The sequence below is a fragment of the Bradyrhizobium sp. Ash2021 genome, assembly GCF_031202265.1.
Classification (GTDB): domain Bacteria; phylum Pseudomonadota; class Alphaproteobacteria; order Rhizobiales; family Xanthobacteraceae; genus Bradyrhizobium.
In genome coordinates, this window is record NZ_CP100604.1 from 5,557,373 (window position 1) to 5,579,578 (window position 22,206).

The following is a 22,206-nucleotide window of genomic DNA, read 5'->3' on the forward strand; positions in this document are numbered from 1 at the left end:
AGCGACGAAGCAATCCATTCTTTCTTTCCGCCGACCCATGGATTGCTTCGCTTACGCTCGCAATGACGTGGAAACATCCTCCGAACGTTATTCAATTCGCAAGATTCTTCTCAGCCTGACCTGATGGCGCAGGCCTGATCGCATCCCTATCTCTTCCCCAACAACAACTGCGACGGAATGGGGCAATGGCGAAACGGCAACTCAAGCTCGGCGCGTTCATGCGGCCGGTCTCTATTCACACCGGCGCGTGGCGCTATCCCGGAGCCTGGCCGGACGCCAATTTCAATTTCCCGCATATCAAAAAGCTGATCCAGAAGCTGGAAGCCGGCAAATTTGATGCCTTCTTCATGGCCGACCACCTGGCCGTGCTCAACATGCCGGTCAATGCGCTCAAGCGCAGCCACACCGTCACCTCGTTCGAGCCGTTCACGCTGCTGTCGGCGCTGGCCGGCGCCACCGAACATATCGGCCTGATCGCGACGGGCTCGACTACCTTCGACGAGCCCTACCACGTCGCGCGGCGCTTCGCCTCGCTCGACCACATCTCTGGCGGGCGCGCGGGGTGGAATATCGTCACCACGTCAAATCCGGACGCCGCGCTCAATTTCGGGCTCGACGATCACATGGAGCACGCCGAGCGCTACAAGCGGGCGCGTGAATTCTACGACGTGGTCACCGGTCTGTGGGACTCCTTTGCCGACGACGCTTTTGTGCGCGACGTCGACGCGGGACTGTATTTCGATCCCGCCAAGATGCACGTGCTCAATCACAAGGGAAAATATCTCTCGGTGCGCGGTCCCCTCAACATCGCCCGCCCCGTGCAGGGCTGGCCGCTGATCGTGCAGGCCGGCGCCTCCGACGACGGCAGGCAGCTCGCGGCCGAAACCGCGGAAGCCGTCTTCACCGGCGGCGGCAGCCTTCCCGACGGGCAAAAACTCTATGCCGACATCAAGGGCCGGATGGAGAAAGTCGTCCGCAACCCCGAGCATTTGAAGATCCTGCCCGGCGCGTTCGTGGTGGTCGGCGACAGCGCCGACGAGGCAAAGGAGAAACGCGCCAAGCTAGACAGCATGGTGCATTACGACTCGGCCATCGCCTCGCTGTCGGTGATCCTGGGCACCGATGCTTCGGGCTTCGATCCCGACGGCCAATTGCCGCCGATCCCGGAAACCAACGCTTCCAAGAGCGGCCGCCAGCGCATGGTCGACCTCGCCGCCCGCGACAAGCTCACGGTGCGGCAACTCGCGCAGCGCGTCGGCGGCTATGGCGGCTTGTCGTTCGTCGGTACGCCGGTGACGATCGCCGACCAGATGGAGGAATGGCTGACCACCAACGGCTGCGACGGTTTCAACATCATGTTCCCGTATCTGCCCGCCGGCCTCGACGATTTCGTCGACAAGGTGGTGCCGGAACTGCAGAAACGCGGGATTTTCCGCAAGGAATACGAGGGCCGCACGTTGCGGGAGAATCTGGGCCTGCCGCGGCCGAAAAACCGGTTCTTTGAGGCCTAATTCGCGGAAATCATGCCAGTTTTTGCCTCCAAAACCTTGACTTTGGGCGGATCGAGGCTAGGTTGCGCGGCAAATGCGGGCCGATTTGGCCGGCTCCTGATATCCCTAAATACCCCTGCACATCGAGGTTCTGAACATGGCCAAAGCGGTCACCATCAAGGTCAAGCTCGTTTCGACGGCGGACACCGGCTTCTATTACGTCGCCAAGAAGAATTCGCGCACCATGACCGACAAGCTGGTCAAGAAGAAGTACGACCCGGTCGCGCGCAAGCACGTCGAGTTCAAGGAATCGAAGATCAAGTAAGCGTAGCCACGCTGAGTCGATTTGAACGGGGCCTCGCGGCCCCGTTTTTGATTCCGCCGTTTTTGATTCCGCCGTTTTTGATTCTAGGCTGCCTTGAGCAATGGCGGCTCGCTCGGCCGGATCAGCGCGAACGCCACCTGAATGATGCCGCCCGCGAGCCCCAGCGCGACGCCGATCCGCCAGGCCATCGTGTAGGAGCCGAGCGCGTCGTACAGCACCCCGCCGCCGAAGGCGCCGAGGAAGCTGCCGAGCTGATGGCTCATGAAGGCGAGACCCTGGATCATCGCCTGCCATTTCAGCCCGAACATTTCGGCAACCGCACCCGCCACCAGCGGCCCGACGCCCATCCACAGAAAACCCATGATGGCGCCGAACAGCAGCGTGGTCGCCGGCGTCGGCGGCAGCATGAAGTACCAGGCGAGCGCGATCGACCGGAATATGTAGATGCCGCCGAGCAGCGCCAGCTTGTTCCCGCGTCCGCCGGCCCAGCCGAAGAACAGGCTGCCGAGTACGTTGAAGCCGCCGATCATGCCGAGCGTCTGCGCGCTCAGCATCGGATCGAGCCCGCAGATCGCCAGATAAGACGGCAGATGCGTGGTGAGGAACACGAGCTGCATGCCGCAGACGAAATAGGCGCAGGTCATCACCACGAACGAGGCGTTGCCGAACGCGACCTTGACCGCGACGCCGGCCGAGGTGTTGCCGATGTCGTCCGACGACAGCTTTGGCAACGGGACCTTGTCGACGCCACCGGCGAACCAGGCCGCCGGAATCAGCGCCAGCGACAGGATCACGAAACCGGCGAGCCCGACCCGCCAGCCGTAGCCTTCATTGAGGATCTGCCCGAGCGGCGCCGACAACAAGGCGCCGAGCGATCCGGCGCCCGAAACCATGCCCAGCACTGTGCTGCGCACGCTGGTGGGCACCGCGCGCGCGGCCACCGACATCGCGATCGCCGCCGCGGTGCAGGCCAGCGACATCCCGATCAGCACGCCGCCGCCGATCATGACCGCGAGAAAACCGTGCGCGCTCGCCATCAGCGCAAGGCCCGCGATATAAAACATCGCGCCGATCACCATGATGGCGCGAAAGCCGTAACGCACGGTCAGCGCACCGGCGAGCGGCTGCAGGAATCCCCAGGCCAGGTTCTGCACGGCAATCGCGAGCGTGAAGTCGGAAACGGAGATGCCGATGTCGTGCGTCAGCGGCTGCATGAAGATGCCGAGCGACTGCCGCAGGCCCATGCTCAGCGTCAGCATCAGCGACGCGCCGATCAGGATGGGAAGCGTGGGACGCAGGAGTTGCAGCAGGGGCATTGTTCTTGTTCTCCCTCTCGGCCGCGAATCGAAAGCCGCGTCCTGCCATTGGCGTCAGATTTAGGTACACAGACCTGTGTAATTAGTCTAGAAGGTGATGCTGCTGTCAAGGCAAAAGGACTTACGCGCCCGCATGGCACCCCTGCCCGCCAAACCGCCCATGAAAGAGCGGATCCTCGAAACCGCCGATCGCCTGTTTTATCTGCAGGGCATCCGCGCCATCGGCGTCGACACCATCGCGGCCGAAATCGGCATCAGCAAGCGCACGCTGTACAATCATTTCCCGTCCAAGGATGCGCTGATATCAGCCTATCTGGCCCGCCGCTTCGTGCAGCCACAGCCCTCCGACAAACCGCCGGCCGAACAGATTCTCGGCACATTCGACCGGCTGGAGCGAGGCTTCGCCAGCAAAGGTTTTCGCGGCTGCCCCTTCGTCAACGCGGTCGCCGAACTCGGCGCCGAGGATAAATCGGTGCGAAAGATCGCGGTCGCGTTCAAGGAAAGTCGCCGTCTCTGGTTTCGCGATTTGCTGCTTCAGCTCGGCGTCACCGATGCGGAAGGCCTTGCGACGCAACTGACATTGCTGGTCGACGGCTCGATCGCGCAGGACCTGGTGCGCAACGATCCGTCGATGGCGCGCGCGGCGAAGGAAGCCGCACGGGTGCTGCTTGGGAATGCCGGGGTTGATGTTGATGGCGCTGATGCGCCTGACAAGCCGCAACGCGTAAAAAAGCGTGCTTCCGCTAGAACTCTGTCATCACCCGAAAGCGGGGAATGATTGCTAAGATCACGCTGCGGCCGCCACCACGCGGTTACGGCCGTCATGCTTGGCGCGGTAGAGCGCGGTGTCGGCGCGCTTCAGCACGTCGGCGATGGCCTCGCCCTTGCGCTCCAGCGTCGACAGGCCGATCGAGATCGTGACCTCGATGCGCTTGGTCCCCTTGTTGACGGCAAAGGTTTCGCCGGCGATGGAGCGGCGCAGCCGCTCGGCCACCATGCCCGCGACATGCAGGTCGGTCTCCGGCATCACGATGACGAATTCCTCGCCGCCATAGCGGCAGGCGAGATCGATGCCGCGGATCGATTTGCGGATCCGCACCGCGAATTCGCGCAGCACGTCGTCGCCGGCGTCGTGGCCGTAATTGTCGTTGATCGCCTTGAAGAAGTCGATGTCGAGGATCATCAGCGCCAGCGGCTTGCCGCGGCTCGCGGCCTGTTCGGTAAGCGTGGCAAGATGGCTTTCCATATAGCGGCGGTTATGCAGGCCGGTCAGCGCATCCGTGATCGCCATTTCGATCGAGTTCTGCACGTTATCGCGCAGATGGTCGGTGTAGCGCCGTTTGCGGATCTGGGTGCGCGCCCGCGCCAGCAATTCGTTCTTGTCGACCGGGCGCAGCAAATAATCGTTGACGCCGATCTCGAGCCCGCGCAGCAGCCGCGCATTGTTGTCGGCATCCGAGATCGCAAGGATCGGCACCTGCCGGGTCCGCTCCAGCGAGCGCGCCTGACTGCACAGCCGCAGGCCGTCGAAATTTTCGAGGCTGAGCGAGACGATCAGGAGATCGTAATTGCCCTCGGCGGCGTGAAACAGGGCTTCCGCCGGATTGGTCTCGACGTCGACGGTATGCTCGGTGCTGAGCAGCGGCGCCAGCCGCTCGTAGGACGACGGCCGGTCGTCGACAAGAAGGATACGGCCGCCCATACCCTTGTCGGAGATGGCGCTGCGCTCGGGCGCCTCCATGCCGATCTCGAGCGAGGTGATGGCGCGCATGCGCAACTCATCGGTCATCATCTTCAGCCGCGTCAGCGAACGCACGCGCGCGATCAGCACGACGTCGGACACCGGCTTGGTCAGGAAATCGTCGGCGCCGGCTTCCAGTCCGCGGACGCGGTCGGCCGGGCTGTCCAGCGCCGTGACGATCACGACCGGAATGAAATGCGTGGCTGGATTCGACTTCAGGCGGCGGCAGACTTCGAAGCCGTCCATGTCAGGCATCATCACGTCGAGCAGGATAATGTCGCATTCGGAGCGCGAGCAGACGTCCAGCGCCTCGGCGCCGTTGGAGGCGGTCAGCACATCGAAATATTCGGCCGACAGACGGGCTTCCAACAGTTTGACGTTGGCGGGGACGTCATCGATCACAAGGATACGCGCGGACATCGAAATTCTACTCCCTACCCGATAAAACGCCTTACCGTCTCAATGAACTTGCCGACCGAAATAGGTTTGGACAAATATGCCTCGCAGCCGCCTTCGCGGATGCGTTCTTCGTCGCCCTTCATGGCAAAGGCGGTGACCGCGACCACCGGTATCGTGCGCAGTTCCGGATCGTCCTTGATCCAGCGCGTGACTTCGAGACCGGAAACCTGCGGCAGCTGGATATCCATCAGAATAAGATCGGGACGCAGCTTGCGGACGAGATCGAGCGCCTCGAAGCCGTTGCTGGTGCCCGAAGTTTGATAGCCATGCGCTTCCAACAGGTCGCGAAAGAGCTTCATATTGAGCTCGTTGTCCTCCACGATCAGGACGGTTTTTGCCATCCCGCCCCTCCCAATCCTTTAAGGAGACAGGCCCGGATGCGGTGCGTCAGCCACCGCCGCCGGGCGTGTCGAAATGTGAATTCAAACTAGCGCCAGATTCGCTCTAACCCGTTAAGCCCGAGGGCCGTCTTTATGAGAAGTGGTTTCCACTTGCTTGAACAGTTTCCGCAGACTCGGGCATGATGGGTCCCTAGATAGAGATCATAAGTTAACGGAAAGGCAAACCGGTCAGTTGAAAAAGCCTGTTCACAACCCCCGCGAAGTAGCTGAAATCGTTGCAGTTCAGGCGTTGTCCTTTATTGCGGGCGACCCCGAGCGGCTGGGGCTGTTCCTGGCCGAGAGCGGAATTGGTCCGGAGACGCTGCGGACGGCGGCGGCCGACCCGCGATTCCTGGCCTCGGTGCTTGATTTCGTGATGCGCGATGACGCAACCGTGAAGGCTTTCGCCAGCGCTTCGCAACTTCATCCGACCAACATCGCGGCCGCCCATCAGGTGCTGGGTGACCCGCAATGGGAGCGCGACGTGCCGTGAGCGCGGCAGCGCCCGCACTTGACGGTCCGCGCTGCTTTTGCCGGGATTGCCTCGGCGATCTCGAACCGAGGGCGAAGCGATGCAGCCATTGCGGCTCCCCTCGCCTCGTCAGGCACCACGCCTTGCCCTCGCTGACGCTGGCGCATATCGATTGCGACGCGTTCTACGCGACCGTCGAGAAGCGCGACAATCCCGATCTTGCCGACAAACCCGTCATCATCGGCGGCGGCAAGCGCGGCGTGGTTTCGGCGGCGTGCTACATCGCGCGGACCTATGGGGTGCGCTCGGCAATGCCGATGTTCAAGGCGCTGGCGCTCTGCCCTTCCGCCGCCGTGGTGCGGCCCGACATGGCGAAATATGTCCGGGTCGGCCGCGAGGTGCGCCATGCCATGCAGGCGCTGACGCCGCTGGTCGAGCCGCTGTCGATCGACGAGGCGTTTCTGGATCTTTCCGGCACCCAGCGCGTGCACGGCATGATCCCCGCAAAAGTGCTGGCGCGCTTTGCCCGCGACGTCGAACGCGACATCGGCATCACCGTTTCGGTCGGCCTGTCCTGCAACAAGTTCCTCGCCAAGATCGCGTCCGATCTCGACAAGCCGCGCGGCTTTGCCGCGCTCGACCAGGACGAGGCGCGCGAGATGCTGGCCGACAAACCGGTCGGATTCATCTTCGGCGTGGGACCGGCGACCCAGGAGAAGCTGGTGCAGCGCGGCTTCCGCACCATCGCCGATCTGCAGCGCGCCGACGAGGTCGAACTGATGAAGCAGTTTGCGACCGAGGGCCGCAGGCTGTGGCGGCTGGCGCGCGGCATTGACGATCGCAGCGTGGTTCCCGACCGGGGCGCCAAGACCATTTCCAACGAGACGACGTTCGAGACCGACATCCGCGATTTCGCTGCCCTGGAACGAACGCTATGGCGGCTATCGGAAAAGGTGTCGTCGCGTCTCAAAAGTGGCGACCTTTCCGGATTGACCATCACGCTGAAACTGAAGACGGCGGATTTTCGCCAGCGTACCCGCTCGCAATCGCTTCCTGCGCCGACGCAACTGGCGGCGAAGATATTTGCAGTTTCCCGCGAAATGCTGGCGAAGGAGATCGACGGCACCGCTTTCCGCCTGATCGGCACCGGCGTCAGCGCGCTGCGCCCGGGCTCTGCGGCCGACGACACCGACATGCTCGATCGCCGCTCGGCCCACGCGGAGCGCGCAATGGATGATTTGCGCAAGAAGTTCGGCAGCGCCGCGGTGATCCGCGGGATCGCGTATGACGGGCCGGAGAAGGAGGAGGAGGAGGAATAGCGAGATGTTTCGCAGCCGTCATTGCGAGCGAAGCGAAGCAATCCACACTTGCTTTGCGGCCCGATGGATTGCTTCGTCGCGGAGCCTGTCATCGGGCGCGCATTCGCGCGACCCGTTGGCTCCTCGCAATGACGAAGAGAGCGCGGCCCCTCGCCGTCACTTACACGGCTTGGAATCCTTGACGTCGAATTTGCCTATCGCGCCGGCCATCACAAAATCATTGTAATCCAGCACCAGCGCGCGGGAGACGCCATTCTCGTACAGTTCGAACGTCATCGCGTAGAGCGGTGTCTGCTCACCGTCCTTGGCCCTGGCGTCGCGATCGTAATAGCTCACCGTAACCGGCCAGCGCGTCAGCGTTTTCATCTGGTCGTTGGTGGTCGAGGGATCGGGCGAATCGGTGGTGCGGTCGCCTGGAATCGGCCGCCCGATCACCGACAGTGTGTTGTAGACCTTCTCGCCATTGTCGGAGCCGTCATAGACCGTCAGTTCCAGCACCGATTTGCCCTCACGCGCTGCGGCGATGATGTGCCGGATCTGCTCGGTCGGGAACACGATGCTGCCTTCGAGGTTGAAGGTCTTTGGCTCCGGCTGCTTCAGCTTGACCGTGATGTGGTCGCCGGTGCGCTCGGCGACACCATCGATCGGCGCGGAGTCGGCGTCGTTCATTCGGGTGTCGATCTTGAAGCGATAACTCTTGCCCGCGCCGTCCTCCCAGGAGGTCGAGCGCAGGTCGTTCAGCGTCAACTTGCCCTCGCCGCTGTCGAGTTCCGACACCTGCCTGAACTCGGAAGTGTAGCCCTCGCAGGCGCTGCCCGAGAAATTGTAGACGATGCGACCGCGCACGCCGCTGATCGCATTGGAGCCGCGCGATTTCAACAGGCTGAGCTCGTACAACGCCTGATGGGAGAGAAACGGCCCGCTTGCCCCGGCCAGTGTCGGCGTGCCCGCGAAACCCGATCCGGCCGCGGCCATGGCAACCGACAACACCAACGCACGGAACGGAATCGGGAACGAGCAAGCCATGGATCTGTCTTTTCCTCGATGAAGATTCGTCACATTAGTGACGGCCTTATTGCGTCGCAACTAGGGCCACTTCACGAAAACGTACGAATTTATGGCCGGAATGCCGTGTTTTTCGGCAACATTCCGCGCAATTTCGCGTTGGAAGCGGCATCCGCCGCCGCCCACCCCTCGCTTGCAAGTGAAGGCGCGATGCGCGAAACAGTCCGGACCTGATACGGATCAGGCGCAAGTCAATTCAAACGGGGACGAACATGGCGGGTACGGTCGAGCAGAAACTGGCGGCACAAGGCATCACCTTACATGACCCCGCCGCTCCCGTTGCGAACTATGTCGGCTTCGTCCGCACCGGAAACCTGCTGTTCGTCTCGGGCCAGGTCTGCTTCAACGCCGAAGGCAAGCTGATCGCCAAGGGCAAGCTCGGCGCCGGCGTCACTGTCGAGCAAGGCAATGCGGCGGCGCGCGGTTGCGCGATCAATCTGCTGGCGCAGATCAAGGCCGCGCTCGGCGACCTCGACAAGGTGGTGCGCGTGGTGCGGCTTGGCGGCTTCGTCAATTCCGCGCCAGACTTCCTCGATGGACCCAAGGTGCTCAACGGCGCATCCGACCTGATGGTCGCAGCCTTCGGCGACAAGGGCCGCCACGCCCGCACCACCGTCGGCGTGGCTTCGTTGCCCGCGGATGCCGCCGTCGAAGTCGAAGGCGTGTTCGAAGTCTCCTGAAGGGACACGCCATGCGCGCGCCCGACTGGCTGACGGCGCGGCCGGTCGCCCATCGCGGCCTGCACGACGACGCGCGCGGCATCATCGAAAACATGCCGGCCGCGGCCGAGGCCGCGGTATCCGGGAATTTCAGCATCGAATGCGACATCCAGCTCACGGCGGATGGCGAGGCGATGGTGCATCACGACGATGCGCTCGGCCGCCTCACGGAGGGCAGCGGCGCCCTGCTCGGCAAGACCACAGCCGAACTCAAGGCGGTTAAATTCAAGGATACGCCGGAGCGAATGATGACGCTCGCCGATCTCTGCGCGCTGGTCGCTGGCCGCGTGCCGCTGGTGATCGAGGTCAAGAGCCATTTTGACGGCGACCGTAAACTGGTGGCCCGGATGGCGGAAGTCCTGGCATCTTACCGGGGCCCGGTGGTCGGCATGTCGTTCGACCCGGACCAGGTGCTGGCGTTGCGCGAAACAATGCCGGCGCTGCCGCGCGGCATCGTGGCCGAGCGCGAATACACCGCAGCTGACTGGCCCGAGGCGACGCCCGCCCAGCGCCGGGGCATGGAACATCTGCGTCACGCCTTCCGCACCCGGCCGCATTTCGTCGCTTTCTGGGTCAACGAATTGCCGGCCGCGGCGCCCTGGATCGCGCGTCATATTTTCGGCCTGCCGCTGCTGACCTGGACCGTGCGCACGCCGGAGCAGCGCGCGCGGGCCGCGCGCTACGCCGATCAGATGATTTTCGAGGGTTTCCTGCCGGGAACCTGATGCGCTCAGCGAGGCCTTGAAGTCTCTGCTGCAATGCACGATCTTTCACAGGGTTGGTCACCATGGGCGATGGCTGATCGCAATTTGGGACCGGTCCGAACTCTCGATGGCGTCATCCGAAATTATCCTCGAATCCGTCCCCTCCGTCAGCGACATCAAGGCTGCGGAATGGGATGCCTGCGCCAATCCGCGGCCCGATCCGAATAGTCTCGACAATCTCGACACGCTGGCCTCATCCGGCACGGCGGGCGATTCCTGCGCCGATTCAAGACCCGGCTATAACCCCTTTGTTTCCCACGCATTTTTCGCCGCCGCCGAAGCCTCCGGATCGGCCTGCGCGCGAACCGGCTGGGGCCCGCGGCATTTACTGGCCAGGCTCGACGGCGTGGTCGCCGGCATCGTGCCCTGCTACCTGAAATCGCATTCGCAAGGCGAATATGTCTTCGACCGCGGCTGGGCGGATGCCTATGAACGCGCCGGCGGGCGCTATTATCCGAAGCTGCAGGCCTCGGTGCCCTTTACGCCGGCGACCGGCCCTCGTCTCCTGATCCGCGATGGCGTCGATCGCGACCGGATCGGCGAAGCGCTCGCCAGCGGCCTGATGGCGCTGTGCAACGCGACCAATGCCTCGTCGGTGCACGTGACCTTTGCGCGCGAAGCGGAAGCGAAATTCCTCGGCAAGCACGGCTTCCTGCAGCGCAACGACCAGCAGTTTCACTGGCGCAATGCCGGCTACAAGAGCTTTGAAGACTTCCTCGCCACCCTGAATTCCCGCCACCGCAAGGCGATCAAGCGCGAGCGGCGCGAGGCACTCGCGGCCGGCATCACCATCCACGCGTTGAACGGAGCTGATATTACCGAGGATGCGTGGGACGCGTTCTTCGAATTCTACATGGAGACCGGTTCGCGGAAATGGGGCCGGCCCTATCTGACGCGAAAATTCTTTTCGCTGATCGGCGAGACCATGGCCAAGGACGTGCTGCTGGTGATGGCCAGGCGCAACGGCCGCTGGATCGCCGGCGCCATCAATTTTGTCGGATCGGACACGCTGTTCGGCCGCAACTGGGGCGCGGTCGAGCATCATCCGTTCCTGCATTTCGAGGTCTGCTACTATCAGGCCATCGACTTTGCGATCCAGCGCGGCCTGAAAACGGTGGAAGCCGGCGCGCAGGGCGAGCACAAGTTGGCGCGCGGATATCTGCCGCAGACCACCTATTCGGCGCATTACATCGCCGACCCTGATTTGCGCCGGGCAATCGGCGATTACCTCAAGCGTGAACGCGCCTATGTCGCCGAGGTCGGCCGCGAACTCGCCGAGGCCGCGCCGTTCCGCAAGAGCGGCGACGAGGCCTGAGGTTTCTGCTACCAGCTAGACTCTGTTTTGACGCGTTTTCTACCGCAGATAAGTGTACGCAATCTGCGTAGACTCGATTGCTATGCGAACCGGTGTCCACTTCGCTCGAAAACGCTATAGGAAATTACGACGTGATTTGAGGAGCCGCCGCCATGCCCGCCTATGACCCCAACAACATTTTTGCAAAAATCCTGCGCGGCGAGTTTCCGTGCCACAAGGTCTATGAGGACGAGCACGTGCTGGCATTCCTCGACATCATGCCGCGCGCGCCCGGCCACACCCTGGTGATCCCGAAGGTCCCTGCCCGCAACATCCTCGACGTCACGCCCGACGGTTATGCCCATGTCGCGCGCGGCGCCCACAAGATCGCCGCCGCCGCCATGAAAGCCTTCCACGCCGACGGCATCACCGTACAGCAATTCAACGAAGCCGCCGGCGGCCAGGTCGTGTTCCACCTCCACATGCACGTGATGCCGCGCCATGACGGTATCGCGCTGTTGCCGCCGGCCAGCCGCAAGGAAGACATCAAGGTGCTGGAGGACAATGCGACGAAGCTGATTGCGGCGCTGGGGTAGATTCGTCGCACGCCCAATCCGCGACCACCGATCCGCCGTCGTCATTTCGGGGCGCGCCAGCGACATGGGCCCAAATGACGGGAGAAAAGCCGCCATTTCGAGCGGACGGCGCGGCGCAAAACGCCATCAGGCACGGTCGATTGCATTCAATCACAAATTGCGCGATGATTTGAAGATTCCGACGAATCTATTTGAGTTGAATAGCTGAATTCTATCGCAAATTATTTTTGGGCAATGCCCGATCTGTATTTTGACTGCGGGGAAACATGGTCAAAAACATTATTCTGCTTTCGGACGGGACCGGCAATTCGGCGGGCAAGGTTTGGCGTACCAACGTCTGGCGCGTGTTCGAAGGTCTCGATCTCTCGGATCATCTGCAGGTCGCCTGCTACGACGACGGCGTCGGCACTTCGGCCTTCAAGCCGATGGCCGTTTTGGGTGGCGCCTTCGGCTGGGGGCTGCGACGAAACGTCCTGACGCTCTACGAATTTCTTTGCCGGAACTACCAGCCGAAAGACCGAATATACGGATTTGGATTTAGCCGCGGCGCCTACACCATACGGGTCGTAACCGGGCTCGCGCTAAGTCAAGGCCTCGTCAAGGGCGACACCGACGAAGAACTCCATCGCAATGCACGGCTGGCGTATAGCGCGTACCGAACGGAAAAATTCAAATCACGATGGAGGGTGGAAACATTCTTTCGCTGGGTTCGCCGGTGTGTCAGGAGTTTGTTCGGCGGCAGTTCCGTTCCGGAAATCGCGGTGGCGCCGGCGGACGTTCGTATCACGTTTCTCGGCCTTTGGGATACGGTTGCGGCCTACGGAACCCCGATCGATGAACTGACCCGGGGGATCAGCAAATGGATCTGGCCGCTCGAGCTTCCCGATCGCACGTTTGAAAAAGAGCGCATTTTGCGCGCGTGCCACGCCCTCTCGCTCGACGATGAGCGAACCACCTTTCACCCGGTTCTCTGGAACGAGAAAGGCGTTCCGGAAAACCAGCTGACCCAGGTTTGGTTTGCCGGCGTCCATTCCAATGTCGGCGGCGGCTATCCGGACGACTCGCTTGCGCAGATTCCACTGTACTGGATCATGCAGGAGGTACGCTCGAAGAACGAGCTCAGGTTCAAGGAAGGGGTGAGTTTCGATCCGGACGTTCTGAAACGTACCGAGACGTCGCGAGACAAGGACGGCAGGCTGTACGATTCCCGAAGCGGTCTCGGCGGCTACTACCGGTACGGACCGCGGAAACTCGTCGACCTCTGCAGTATGTCGTTTTCCAGCAAACCCGGCGACGAAGTCGAAATCGACATCGACCGGGTCAAGATCCACAAAAGCGTTATCGCGCGCGCAAAATCCGGCGCGCATGAATACGCGCCGATCGGCATCCCCGAAAATTACCTGCTTGTCTCCGACGAGGGTATCGAACCTCAAGCGAGGCTCGAATCCCTGCAGGAAGCGGCGAACCGTTGCAAGGCCCAGGAAGCTGTCTGGAACATCGTCTGGCAACGGCGGATCGTCTATTTCCTGACGGTATTCAGCACGATCTATCTTGTCGCATATCCCCTGTTCAGCGCCCAGCCCAGTTCGGCGGAGTACTCGACACGCTTTACGATGGTATCGGGCATTCTCCGCCTGCTCGGAAATGTGCTGCCGGGTATCGCATCAACCTGGATCGATGCGTACGCCCGCGATCCCAGCCATTTTGTCTTCGTCGGCGGCATCGTGGCGTTGCTGATCTATCTTGGCGCGCGGCTGGGTACCGATATTCGCAGCTCCATGCAGCTCGTTTGGCGGCATGACAGCGCCGTCGACCAGAACCTCGCTTACAAGAAATCGCTGAAGTTCAAAATCCCGCTGCTGCTCATACCGGGAGCTTTTGTCCTCCTGTATCCCCTTGTTCTCCTGTATCGACATTTCTCATTTCTGCACCTCCCCGAACCGGCGCATTCATGGATCGGACAATATTTTACAATCCCGGTTTGCGCGGTCCTGTTTTTTCTGATGCTGACTTACCTGCTGCCGCCGTGGGTGATCTATAAACTCCGCTCCCACGAATATTATCGGAAGACCATCCTTTTCCTGAAACTTGAATTCGGACCGTTTCTTTTTGCGTACGGCCTCGCCATTGTCGTCCTCCTGTTCGCCTGCCATGTGCTGTTTGTCGTGCAGGAAACCAGCGGACTGGTGTGCCACGAGAGCGATACCATCGTGAACGCAAAAGCGCGGGCGGCGGCGCTTCACCGGCCGACGATCCTGGCAAATATGGGAGTGGGAAGCTGCAAACCCGCCAGCATCGCCACCTGCGACAGCGACAATAAACCCGCATGCGGTCCCGGAAGGCTACTGATTTGCAGCGATCACGTTGATCCCACCTGCATGCCCACCGGCACCAAGCCGGAAAATCTGCGGATACCGATGTGCACCTACGGTCCCGCGACCTGTGCGCCTCAATGTGAGGAGGAGCATAAAATCCTGGACACCAGTTCGATCTGCAACAGAACCGGTGTCTGGCTGGAAGAAGGCAGCAAATACAAATTGACCGTCACTCAGGCTTCGTGGCCATGGACGGACGGCGAGACGCCTGCCAATCTTCGAGGCTACGACATCGAGGACCTGGATAGCTGGCGCGATCAGTTGATCGCCACGGTCATATGGCCGCTGAAGCGGGCATTGTTGCAGCCCGTATTTCGTATCGTCGCCCGGATTGGCGCGACCGGATCGGACGAGGAGTTCTTGATTCCAGAGCCGATATCGGCTGAACGGGAGGCCTACCTGCGACCGACCAAGGCCGGTGCGCTCGCCACGGCTGAGGCCGCAAAGCTCAACCGGGACGAGGCCGACAAGCTCGCCACGGCCAACGCCGCCGAACTCAAGGCCCGCGTTCCGGCGCTGACGATCGAGCAGGTCATCATCCCCAAGATCAGCGGGGAACTGTTCCTGTATGTCAACGACGCGGCCCTGCCGGGATGGGGTGACTTCCGAAGATTCTTTTACAGAAACAACAAAGGTACCGCGAAGGTCACGATAACGCTGTTGCAATAGCGGTCCGCGACCGGGGCTTCGCCGCTCACTCCGTCTCGAAGTCCCCCGGCTGTGGAGCTGCCAGTGGGGTGAACTCGCAGCGGTCGGGCTTCAGATCCAGTAGCGGCGTCTCGTCGAGGCAGTCGAGGCCACGCACCAGGACCACGTTGCCCTCGATGCCGACCAGCTTGACGATCGAGGTGCCGATCGGATTGGGCCTTACCGGCGAGCGCAGCGAAAATGTGCCGCGGGCCTTGCCGTTGTTTTTCGGGCTTTGCAGCACGATGTCGCGGCGCGACTGGTGCAGCCAGTAGATCACCTCCAGGTTCGAATAAAAATCGACGCCCTTGATGGCGGGCACCCAGGGCTCGAAGATTTCCAGCCGACAGACCGGACCGTCGTGACGGCCCTGCCGCGGCGTGTCGAGGCGGGACTTCCAGGGCGTGCGGATGCGGCCAATGAAGACCAGGCCGGCATCGCGCGGGGTGGGCATATCGACGGCGACTTCGCCGTCGCGGAGTTCAGCTTCTCGAACCATGTCTTCAATCCAGTGTTATGTTTTGTGATTTGATCACACCCGACCACCTGACACGCTCGGCCTCCATGAATTCCGCGATCGCCGCCGGGCTGCGCGGACGGAGTGCCGAAAACCCTGCCTTCTCGATCGCTGCCCGGAAGCCTGGGTCGTTCATCACCCGATCGAGACTATCCGTCAGAATCCGCGTGACGTCGTCCGGCAGTCCCGCGGGCACGGCAAGTCCATTCCAGACCCTCACGAAATATCCGGGGTAACCGCTTTCCGCAATGGTCGGCACATCCGGCAGAGCCGGGTGCCGTTGTGGCGAACCAATGCCAAGTGGCCGCAGCGCTCCGGATTGTATCAATGGCACCGACGTGCTGACCGATTCAAACATCAGCTGGATGTTGCCGGATATGACGTCGCTCAGCGCCGGCGCTGCGCCCTTGTAGGGGACGTGGGTCATCTCGATGCCAGCCACCTGCTTGAACATCTCGGCCACGAGATGCGTGAAACTCCCGGTTCCGGAGGAGCCGAAATTGAGTTTGCCGGGGTTCTGTTTGGCGTAGGCGACAAATTCGGCGACCGTCTTCACCGGCATCGACGGATTGACGCAAAGCACCACCGGCACTTCGGTCACCAGCGCCAGCATCCGCAAATCCCTGGCCGGATCGTAGTTCAGTTTTTTGTACAGCAACGGGTTGAGGATGATGACCGAACCGGAGGTACCGAACAGCGTATAACCATCGGGATCGGAGCGTGCGACCATTTCGGCGCCGATGGCGCCTTGCGCGCCGGGTTTGTCCTCAACGAACACCGCTTGCTTGAGGTCCTTGCCGAGGTATTCGGCCAGGAGCCGGCCAAAAGTATCCGTCAGCCCACCTGCGGCATAGGGAATGACCAGCTTGATCGGACGCGTCGGGTATTCGGCGGCCCTGCCCTGCGGCGCGGCGACGATCAGGCCGAAGGCGAGTACCGATAGAACGCGCCACTTCATGCCGTTTCCCCTGCTTTTTCAATTCGTTTCGACACTAGCGGATTGTATACCGGCCGCAATCAGCCGAGCCACCATTTGCCCGACAGCATGACGATTTCGCCTGAGATCACGCCGGCAAAGATCGACTTTCGCGACAGCATGAAAACCGCAAAGCCTGCGACCACCGCACTGTAGCGCAGCCCGCCGGGCACGCTGGCGAGCGCGCCCGGTGGCTGCACCAGGATTTGCGCGATGACGCCGGCGAGGATCGCGGTCGCTACGGCCCTCACCCACACCAAGAGCTCCGAGCCTTCGTCGATACCGCCGCCGAACCACAATCCGAGCATACGCCAGATCTGGTTGGGAATGACGCCCGCGACGAACAGGATCACCAATGCGTGCCAGTCGCCTATAAAGTCGCTCATGCCTGCGCCCGCCATCGATGCACACCGTAGGCGACGGTCCCGGCGACAACTCCACTGATGAGAATATCGACGCCGCTGTTGAGCTGCGTTGCGAGCGGAAACAGTACGAGCCCCAGCACCAGGGCCACGACATCGGCGAATTCCCGGCAGTTGCTGGCGGTCGAGAACAGGAACGCGAGCGGCGTCAGCATCAGGATCGCCGCCGCAAGCGTCTGCGACAGGTTGGCCGCAAGCGTATAGCCAATGGTGTTCGCGACCAGGCAGACGCAAACCAGCCCACAACCGAGCCCGTGGATGAAGGCGATCCGCCGCTCCCGCGGCACATGGGGCAGGAAACGGAAGCATTCGACCCACAGCGTCACCGCGGTCAGATGCGCCACCAGGATCAGGTGCCGCCGCCTGGTTTGCGGCGTGCGCATCATCGGCAACACCGACACCACCATCGGAAACAGCCGGATTGCGCTGACGGTCACCGCGATCGCCGACTGCACGATGGTCGCGCCCGAGCCGAGCGTCGAGATCAGGATGATCTGCGCCGGTCCGGCCCAGACGAAGGCCGTGCTCGCCAGTGCCCATGCCAGCGAGAAATGCGTGTCATGCGCCAGCGCGCCGATGCCGAGATAGGTCGCAAACAGCACCAGCGTGAGCACAGTGGAGCCGACCGACCGCGCGCCCCATCCGAATGCGCGGAAGGGACTTTGCCACTGTGGAGAATCGAGCGGAGGAAGCGCCACGGGGTGCCGGATGGTGGTTTTGAGTCGTCGGCGGCATAGGGCTGGCGAACGGCGGCGGCGTCAAGCAAGCCGGGCGTCAACACAGTCATGCAGGGATGCGGGCAGATCTCCCACCGTCATTGCGAGCCAACGGGTCGCGCGAACGCGCGCCCGATGACAGGCTCCGCGAAGCAATCCATGAACCAGCAAAGAAAGAATGGATTGCTTCCGCCTTCGCTCGTTGAGCTACGGCGGACAAGTCGTCGCGGAGTTTATCATCGGGCCCGCCGGAGGCGGGACCCGGTGGCTCCTCGCAATGACGTAGGTGAACAGCTGTCTCACCCCGGCACCCCCATATTCCGCAGCACGAAGCACGCGCCGCCGGCGCGGCGGATGCGGTTGCAGAGATCATCTGCGGCGGGGCGCGTGTCGGCGCCGATGCGGACCTGGTAGAACGCGCGCGTGCCGCGGCTGCGCATCACCGAGCTCAGCAAGCTCGGATCCTGATCGCCGATCACGGCACTTAAGCGTTTCATCGCGCGCGCATACATCGCGAGCGCCTTGTCGCGGTTGAAGCCGGCGGCGAGCTGCACGCCCCACAGCTTGGCGGCGGCGAGCGTGACGTGCTGCTCGAGCTCCGTAACGAACGGATTGGGCGCGCGCTTCAGCAACGCCATCAGCTCGCGGCAGCTGGACGTCGGCGCCCGCTCGGGCATTTTTCCACCCTTCCCTGCGGTTGCCCACTCGTCGACCGTGCTGCCGGTGATGGCGACGACATAGTTGCGCGTCTCCTGCGGCATGTAGCCGGAGCCTGCGAGCCAGTCCTGCACCCGCTTCGGTCCGGCATTATAGGCCGCCGCCGCCAGCCCGAGATTGCCGAACTGGTTGCGCAGCTCGTTCAAAAACTCCGCCGATTTCGGCAGCGCCTGCACGGGATCGAAGGGATCGAGCAGCCGCCGCTCGCTGGCGGTCCCCGGCATGAATTGCGCGATGCCCTGCGCGCGCTGGCCGCTGCGGGTCACCGGTCCCACCGCGTCGGATTGAAACCGGCTTTCCTGCCAGATCACGCGCGCGAAGAACTCCAGCGGCAGGTTTTCCGCCCGCGCCGCGGATTCGATCATCAGGCACATCGCCTCGCGGGTATCGCTCTCGCGCGCGGTGTCGGGAGGCTTTGGCGCCGGGGTCGACGGTTCTTCGACGCCCGGCCGCGCAACACCGGTCTCGGCAGGCGCCGTCTCCTGAGCAACCGCCGGCGAAAGCAACAGCAGCATCGCCGCAACGCACAATCCGACACGAGGAACCGTTCGCATTGCGGTCAACATATTACGCGATACGCACGCGCGAGAGGAACTGTCGAAACCGGCGCGCGTTGTAAGGCCTATCAGCTTCACCGCATGGTGCGATCATGACGTGGCTATATTGGGATACTTTCTGCTCGCTTCTCGGAAGCGTTGTCTGGTTCATGACCATCGTATCCCATCCCGACGCCGAGGTCAGGGGTTTCCAGGACTGGCGGCCGCCGGGGACCAGCGAGCAGACAAAACGGCCTTAACAGGCCTCCGCCACCCAAAATCCACGCCATCTCAACCGATGTTAATTTACGTTAACGGCGCATTTTGCCGGACCCGGCCTTTCGCACGCGACAAAGCAGCGTAAAACACTCCCTCTTTATTGGGAGATTTCGATGCTGGATCGACGCCAGGGCGCGCGCGACAAGGTGATTTACGGCGGCGTCGCAGAGATCGACGGGCACGGCACGACGCGGGACTGCGTCGTCCGCAATATCTCGGACAAGGGCGCGAGCCTCGAATTCAGCAACGTCGTCCAGTTGCCCAAGGAGCGGATGTCGGAGCGGATGTCGCTGCGGATCGCGCGAAAAGGTCGTTCGTTCCTGGCCAAAGTCGTCTGGTGGCGCGACAATTTCGTCGGTGTCGCCTTCAGCCCGGAGACCCCGTCCGAACTGCCCGTCTCCGACATCGAGGAGCGGCTGCGCAAGAGCGAGATCAAGAAGCGTCAGCTTCAGCGCCGCATCGACGAGTTGCTGGGCGAACGCTGAGCCTCAAAGTTCCGGCGCTTTCCCGCCCCTCATCGCCAAAAAAAAAGGCCGGCTGTCGAGCCGGCCTTTTCGTATTTTGATCGACGCGCTCTCACACCTTGACCAGCGGCCCTCGCGAGGCCGGGCCCTTGGAGCCGCCGCCGGGTCCACCCGGCTTCGGCTTACGTGGTGCTGCGCTGCGCTTGCGGGTGCCGGGCAGCTTTTCCGGCTTCGGCGTCACCGGGCCTTCGACGAACTCGAAGCCGATCTTGTCCTTGGCTTCCTCGCTCGCCTCGTCCTTGACCAGCACGACGCGGACGTGACCGCCGCCCTTGAGCTGGCCGAACAGTACCTCGTCCGCCAGCGGCTTCTTGATGTGCTCCTGGATCACGCGGGCCATCGGGCGCGCGCCCATCTGCTCGTCGTAGCCATGTTCGATCAGCCAGGCCTTGGCGGGCTCCGACAATTCGATGGTGACGTCGCGGTCGGCAAGCTGGGCCTCGAGTTGCAGCACGAACTTCTCGACCACCATGCCGATCACGTCGGCATTGAGATGCGCGAACGAGATGATCGCATCCAGCCGGTTACGGAATTCCGGCGCGAACTGGCGGTTGATCGCCTCGTGGTCGTCGCCTTCCCGCTTGTTGCGCGTGAAGCCGAAGGCCTGGCGCGCGAGGTCGGCGGCGCCCGCATTGGTGGTCATGATCAGGATCACATTGCGGAAATTGACCTGCTTGCCGTTGTGGTCGGTCAGCCTGCCGTGATCCATGATCTGCAGCAGCACATTGTAGAGATCCGGATGCGCCTTCTCGATTTCGTCGAGCAGCACCACGCAGTGCGGATGCTGGTCAACGCCATCGGTCAACAGACCGCCCTGGTCGAAGCCTACATAGCCCGGAGGCGCGCCGATCAGGCGCGACACCGTGTGCCGCTCCATATATTCGGACATGTCGAAGCGGATCAGTTCGACGCCGAGCGAGGCCGCGAGCTGTTTTGCCACTTCGGTCTTGCCGACGCCGGTCGGGCCGGAGAACAAATAGGAGCCGATCGGCTTTTCCGGCTCGCGCAAGCCGGCGCGCGCCAGCTTGATCGACGCCGACAGCGCCTCGATCGCCTTGTCCTGACCGAACACCACGCGCTTCAAGGTCTGCTCGAGATGCTTCAGCACTTCGGCATCGTCCTTCGACACGCTCTTGGGCGGAATCCGCGCCATGGTCGCGATCGTGGTCTCGATCTCCTTGATGCCGATGGTCTTCTTGCGCTTGTTCTCCGCCACCAGCATCTGCGCCGCGCCCGACTCGTCGATCACATCGATCGCCTTGTCCGGCAGCTTGCGGTCGTGGATATAGCGCGACGACAATTGCACCGCGGCTTCGATCGCCTCGTTGGTGTATTTCAGGCGATGGTAATCCTCGAAATAGGGTTTCAGCCCCTTGAGGATCGCGATCGCATCCTCGACCGTCGGTTCGTTGACGTCGATCTTCTGGAACCGGCGCACCAGCGCGCGGTCCTTTTCAAAATGCTGGCGATATTCCTTGTAGGTGGTCGAGCCCATGCAGCGGATGGTGCCCGACGCCAACGCGGGCTTGAGCAGATTGGACGCGTCCATCGCGCCGCCGGAGGTGGCGCCGGCGCCGATCACGGTGTGGATCTCATCGATGAACAGGATGGCGTTCGGATGCGCCTCCAGTTCCTTCAGCACCTGCTTCAACCGCTCCTCGAAATCGCCGCGGTAGCGGGTGCCCGCCAGCAGCGTGCCCATGTCGAGCGAGAACACGGTGGCCGCCGCCAAAACTTCCGGCACTTCGCTGTCGACGATGCGTTTTGCCAGACCTTCCGCGATTGCGGTCTTGCCGACCCCGGCCTCACCGACGAACAGCGGGTTGTTCTTCTGCCGGCGACACAGCACCTGGATGGCGCGGTTGATCTCGGAATTACGCCCGATGACGGGGTCGATCTTGCCGTCGCGCGCCTTCTTGTTGAGGTTGACGCAATAGGTCTCGAGCGCTTCGCCCTTCTTCTTGGAATCGTCGTTGCCCTTGGTCTCGGTCTCTTCGTCGACGCCGCGAACCGGCCGCGCTTCGGAGACGCCGGGCCGCTTGGCGATACCGTGGCTGATGTAGTTGACCGCGTCGTAGCGGGTCATGTCCTGCTCCTGCAGGAAGTAGGCGGCATGGCTTTCGCGCTCGGCAAAGATCGCGATCAGCACATTGGCGCCGGTCACTTCTTCGCGACCGGACGACTGGACGTGGATTACCGCGCGCTGGATCACGCGCTGGAAGCCCGCGGTCGGCTTGGCGTCGTCGGCACCGTCAGTCACCAGATTTTCGAATTCGGTCTCGAGATAATTGACGAGACTGGTGCGCAGCTTGTCGAGATCGACGCTGCAGGCCCGCATCACCGCCGCCGCATCCGAGTCATCGATCAGCGACAGCAGAAGGTGTTCAAGCGTCGCGTATTGATGATGACGCTCGTTTGCAATCGCCAGCGCACGATGCAGGGATTGTTCAAGGCTTTGAGAAAAAGTTGGCATTCGCGTCCTCTATGGCCCCCGGTCATCATGATCGCCATTACCCG

21 protein-coding genes are annotated in these 22,206 nt (G+C 62.4%); 11 read left to right on the forward strand and 10 right to left on the reverse strand.

Features of this window, described 5'->3' with window-relative positions; translation table 11 throughout:
• Positions 1–185: 185 nt before the first annotated feature.
• Together NL528_RS26800 and rpmG are read left to right on the forward strand one after the other, a co-directional pair.
• A complete protein-coding gene (locus NL528_RS26800) occupies positions 186–1,511 on the forward strand; it encodes an LLM class flavin-dependent oxidoreductase (protein ID WP_309177463.1) in 1,326 nt (441 codons plus the stop codon).
• A gap of 136 nt (positions 1,512–1,647) precedes the next feature.
• Complete coding sequence (gene rpmG / locus NL528_RS26805) at positions 1,648–1,815, forward strand: 50S ribosomal protein L33 (protein ID WP_027537094.1); 168 nt, start codon at positions 1,648–1,650, stop codon at positions 1,813–1,815.
• A gap of 83 nt (positions 1,816–1,898) precedes the next feature.
• On the opposite strand, the gene NL528_RS26810 is transcribed toward rpmG, so the two are convergent.
• Positions 1,899–3,131, reverse strand: a complete 1,233-nt coding sequence (locus NL528_RS26810) for an MFS transporter (protein WP_309177464.1) — start codon at positions 3,129–3,131, stop codon at positions 1,899–1,901.
• A gap of 133 nt (positions 3,132–3,264) precedes the next feature.
• On the opposite strand from NL528_RS26810, the gene NL528_RS26815 reads away from it, so the two are divergent.
• Positions 3,265–3,909: a TetR/AcrR family transcriptional regulator gene (locus NL528_RS26815; protein WP_309177465.1), complete on the forward strand. Its 645-nt coding sequence runs from the start codon at positions 3,265–3,267 to the stop codon at positions 3,907–3,909.
• A gap of 9 nt (positions 3,910–3,918) precedes the next feature.
• Here NL528_RS26815 and NL528_RS26820 read toward each other — a convergent pair whose 3' ends face one another.
• Both NL528_RS26820 and NL528_RS26825 read right to left on the reverse strand, forming a co-directional pair.
• Positions 3,919–5,292 (reverse strand): PleD family two-component system response regulator, encoded by a 1,374-nt coding sequence (locus NL528_RS26820; RefSeq protein WP_309177466.1) that lies wholly within the window; start codon positions 5,290–5,292, stop codon positions 3,919–3,921.
• A gap of 14 nt (positions 5,293–5,306) precedes the next feature.
• Positions 5,307–5,672 carry a response regulator gene (locus NL528_RS26825; RefSeq protein WP_057845669.1) on the reverse strand — a complete coding sequence of 122 codons (366 nt, stop codon included), beginning with the start codon at positions 5,670–5,672 and terminating at the stop codon, positions 5,307–5,309.
• Positions 5,673–5,904: 232 nt separating this feature from the next.
• On the opposite strand from NL528_RS26825, the gene NL528_RS26830 reads away from it, so the two are divergent.
• Together NL528_RS26830 and NL528_RS26835 are read left to right on the forward strand one after the other, a co-directional pair.
• The gene (locus NL528_RS26830; protein ID WP_309185040.1) at positions 5,905–6,204 is read left to right on the forward strand and encodes a DUF3572 domain-containing protein; all 300 of its coding nucleotides are present in this window, start codon (positions 5,905–5,907) and stop codon (positions 6,202–6,204) included.
• The gene (locus NL528_RS26835; RefSeq protein ID WP_309177467.1) at positions 6,183–7,502 is read left to right on the forward strand and encodes a DNA polymerase IV; all 1,320 of its coding nucleotides are present in this window, start codon (positions 6,183–6,185) and stop codon (positions 7,500–7,502) included. The genes NL528_RS26830 and NL528_RS26835 overlap by 22 nt, the downstream gene beginning before the upstream one ends.
• A 156-nt stretch (positions 7,503–7,658) precedes the next feature.
• On the opposite strand, the gene NL528_RS26840 is transcribed toward NL528_RS26835, so the two are convergent.
• Positions 7,659–8,528 (reverse strand): cell envelope integrity EipB family protein, encoded by an 870-nt coding sequence (locus NL528_RS26840; RefSeq protein WP_375143894.1) that lies wholly within the window; start codon positions 8,526–8,528, stop codon positions 7,659–7,661.
• 251 nt (positions 8,529–8,779) lie between these two features.
• Here NL528_RS26840 and NL528_RS26845 point away from each other — a divergent pair, with 251 nt between their 5' ends.
• From NL528_RS26845 to NL528_RS26865, 5 genes are all read left to right on the forward strand, one after another.
• On the forward strand, positions 8,780–9,247 hold the full coding sequence (locus NL528_RS26845) for a RidA family protein (RefSeq protein WP_074276168.1): 468 nt from the start codon (positions 8,780–8,782) through the stop codon (positions 9,245–9,247).
• An 11-nt stretch (positions 9,248–9,258) separates the two neighbouring features.
• Positions 9,259–10,011 (forward strand): glycerophosphodiester phosphodiesterase, encoded by a 753-nt coding sequence (locus NL528_RS26850; RefSeq protein WP_309177468.1) that lies wholly within the window; start codon positions 9,259–9,261, stop codon positions 10,009–10,011.
• Between the two features lie 106 nt (positions 10,012–10,117).
• Positions 10,118–11,365 (forward strand): GNAT family N-acetyltransferase, encoded by a 1,248-nt coding sequence (locus tag NL528_RS26855; protein ID WP_309177469.1) that lies wholly within the window; start codon positions 10,118–10,120, stop codon positions 11,363–11,365.
• Positions 11,366–11,517: 152 nt separating this feature from the next.
• On the forward strand, positions 11,518–11,940 hold the full coding sequence (locus NL528_RS26860) for an HIT family protein (protein ID WP_309177470.1): 423 nt from the start codon (positions 11,518–11,520) through the stop codon (positions 11,938–11,940).
• A 266-nt stretch (positions 11,941–12,206) separates the two neighbouring features.
• The gene (locus NL528_RS26865; RefSeq protein WP_309177471.1) at positions 12,207–14,984 is read left to right on the forward strand and encodes a DUF2235 domain-containing protein; all 2,778 of its coding nucleotides are present in this window, start codon (positions 12,207–12,209) and stop codon (positions 14,982–14,984) included.
• 25 nt (positions 14,985–15,009) lie between these two features.
• Here the strand turns inward: NL528_RS26865 and tsaA are convergent, their stop codons facing one another.
• The 5 genes from tsaA to NL528_RS26890 all read right to left on the reverse strand — a co-directional run bounded on the left by tsaA (position 15,010) and on the right by NL528_RS26890 (position 18,865).
• Positions 15,010–15,501, reverse strand: coding sequence for a tRNA (N6-threonylcarbamoyladenosine(37)-N6)-methyltransferase TrmO (gene tsaA / locus NL528_RS26870; RefSeq protein ID WP_309177472.1), 492 nt, complete (start codon positions 15,499–15,501; stop codon positions 15,010–15,012).
• Positions 15,502–15,505: 4 nt separating this feature from the next.
• Positions 15,506–16,477: a tripartite tricarboxylate transporter substrate binding protein gene (locus tag NL528_RS26875; protein WP_309177473.1), complete on the reverse strand. Its 972-nt coding sequence runs from the start codon at positions 16,475–16,477 to the stop codon at positions 15,506–15,508.
• Between the two features lie 59 nt (positions 16,478–16,536).
• Complete coding sequence (locus NL528_RS26880; RefSeq protein ID WP_309177475.1) at positions 16,537–16,881, reverse strand: AzlD domain-containing protein; 345 nt, start codon at positions 16,879–16,881, stop codon at positions 16,537–16,539.
• Positions 16,878–17,615: an AzlC family ABC transporter permease gene (locus NL528_RS26885; RefSeq protein ID WP_309177476.1), complete on the reverse strand. Its 738-nt coding sequence runs from the start codon at positions 17,613–17,615 to the stop codon at positions 16,878–16,880. The genes NL528_RS26880 and NL528_RS26885 overlap by 4 nt, the downstream gene beginning before the upstream one ends.
• 317 nt (positions 17,616–17,932) lie before the next feature.
• Positions 17,933–18,865 (reverse strand): lytic transglycosylase domain-containing protein, encoded by a 933-nt coding sequence (locus NL528_RS26890; RefSeq protein ID WP_375144077.1) that lies wholly within the window; start codon positions 18,863–18,865, stop codon positions 17,933–17,935.
• A gap of 413 nt (positions 18,866–19,278) precedes the next feature.
• Between NL528_RS26890 and NL528_RS26895 the strand changes: the two genes are divergently transcribed.
• Positions 19,279–19,650, forward strand: a complete 372-nt coding sequence (locus NL528_RS26895; RefSeq protein WP_309177478.1) for a PilZ domain-containing protein — start codon at positions 19,279–19,281, stop codon at positions 19,648–19,650.
• Between the two features lie 91 nt (positions 19,651–19,741).
• On the opposite strand, the gene clpA is transcribed toward NL528_RS26895, so the two are convergent.
• Positions 19,742–22,162 (reverse strand): ATP-dependent Clp protease ATP-binding subunit ClpA, encoded by a 2,421-nt coding sequence (clpA, locus tag NL528_RS26900; protein ID WP_309177479.1) that lies wholly within the window; start codon positions 22,160–22,162, stop codon positions 19,742–19,744.
• Positions 22,163–22,206 lie beyond the last annotated feature (44 nt).

What these genes read in the sequence shown, in the direction of transcription:
- NL528_RS26895 (WP_309177478.1), top strand. Translation starts at nt 19,279, where the DNA reads ATGCTGGATCGACGCCAGGGCGCGCGCGACAAGGTGATTTACGGCGGC.
- rpmG (WP_027537094.1), top strand. Translation starts at nt 1,648, where the DNA reads ATGGCCAAAGCGGTCACCATCAAGGTCAAGCTCGTTTCGACGGCGGAC.
- NL528_RS26865 (WP_309177471.1), top strand. Translation starts at nt 12,207, where the DNA reads ATGGTCAAAAACATTATTCTGCTTTCGGACGGGACCGGCAATTCGGCG.
- clpA (WP_309177479.1), bottom strand. Translation starts at nt 22,162, where the DNA reads ATGCCAACTTTTTCTCAAAGCCTTGAACAATCCCTGCATCGTGCGCTG.
- NL528_RS26875 (WP_309177473.1), bottom strand. Translation starts at nt 16,477, where the DNA reads ATGAAGTGGCGCGTTCTATCGGTACTCGCCTTCGGCCTGATCGTCGCC.
- NL528_RS26825 (WP_057845669.1), bottom strand. Translation starts at nt 5,672, where the DNA reads ATGGCAAAAACCGTCCTGATCGTGGAGGACAACGAGCTCAATATGAAG.
- NL528_RS26815 (WP_309177465.1), top strand. Translation starts at nt 3,265, where the DNA reads ATGGCACCCCTGCCCGCCAAACCGCCCATGAAAGAGCGGATCCTCGAA.
- NL528_RS26850 (WP_309177468.1), top strand. Translation starts at nt 9,259, where the DNA reads ATGCGCGCGCCCGACTGGCTGACGGCGCGGCCGGTCGCCCATCGCGGC.
- NL528_RS26820 (WP_309177466.1), bottom strand. Translation starts at nt 5,292, where the DNA reads ATGTCCGCGCGTATCCTTGTGATCGATGACGTCCCCGCCAACGTCAAA.
- NL528_RS26880 (WP_309177475.1), bottom strand. Translation starts at nt 16,881, where the DNA reads ATGAGCGACTTTATAGGCGACTGGCACGCATTGGTGATCCTGTTCGTC.
- NL528_RS26810 (WP_309177464.1), bottom strand. Translation starts at nt 3,131, where the DNA reads ATGCCCCTGCTGCAACTCCTGCGTCCCACGCTTCCCATCCTGATCGGC.
- NL528_RS26860 (WP_309177470.1), top strand. Translation starts at nt 11,518, where the DNA reads ATGCCCGCCTATGACCCCAACAACATTTTTGCAAAAATCCTGCGCGGC.
- NL528_RS26845 (WP_074276168.1), top strand. Translation starts at nt 8,780, where the DNA reads ATGGCGGGTACGGTCGAGCAGAAACTGGCGGCACAAGGCATCACCTTA.
- NL528_RS26835 (WP_309177467.1), top strand. Translation starts at nt 6,183, where the DNA reads ATGGGAGCGCGACGTGCCGTGAGCGCGGCAGCGCCCGCACTTGACGGT.
- NL528_RS26890 (WP_375144077.1), bottom strand. Translation starts at nt 18,865, where the DNA reads ATGCTGCTGTTGCTTTCGCCGGCGGTTGCTCAGGAGACGGCGCCTGCC.
- NL528_RS26800 (WP_309177463.1), top strand. Translation starts at nt 186, where the DNA reads ATGGCGAAACGGCAACTCAAGCTCGGCGCGTTCATGCGGCCGGTCTCT.
- NL528_RS26840 (WP_375143894.1), bottom strand. Translation starts at nt 8,528, where the DNA reads ATGGCTTGCTCGTTCCCGATTCCGTTCCGTGCGTTGGTGTTGTCGGTT.
- tsaA (WP_309177472.1), bottom strand. Translation starts at nt 15,501, where the DNA reads ATGGTTCGAGAAGCTGAACTCCGCGACGGCGAAGTCGCCGTCGATATG.
- NL528_RS26855 (WP_309177469.1), top strand. Translation starts at nt 10,118, where the DNA reads ATGGCGTCATCCGAAATTATCCTCGAATCCGTCCCCTCCGTCAGCGAC.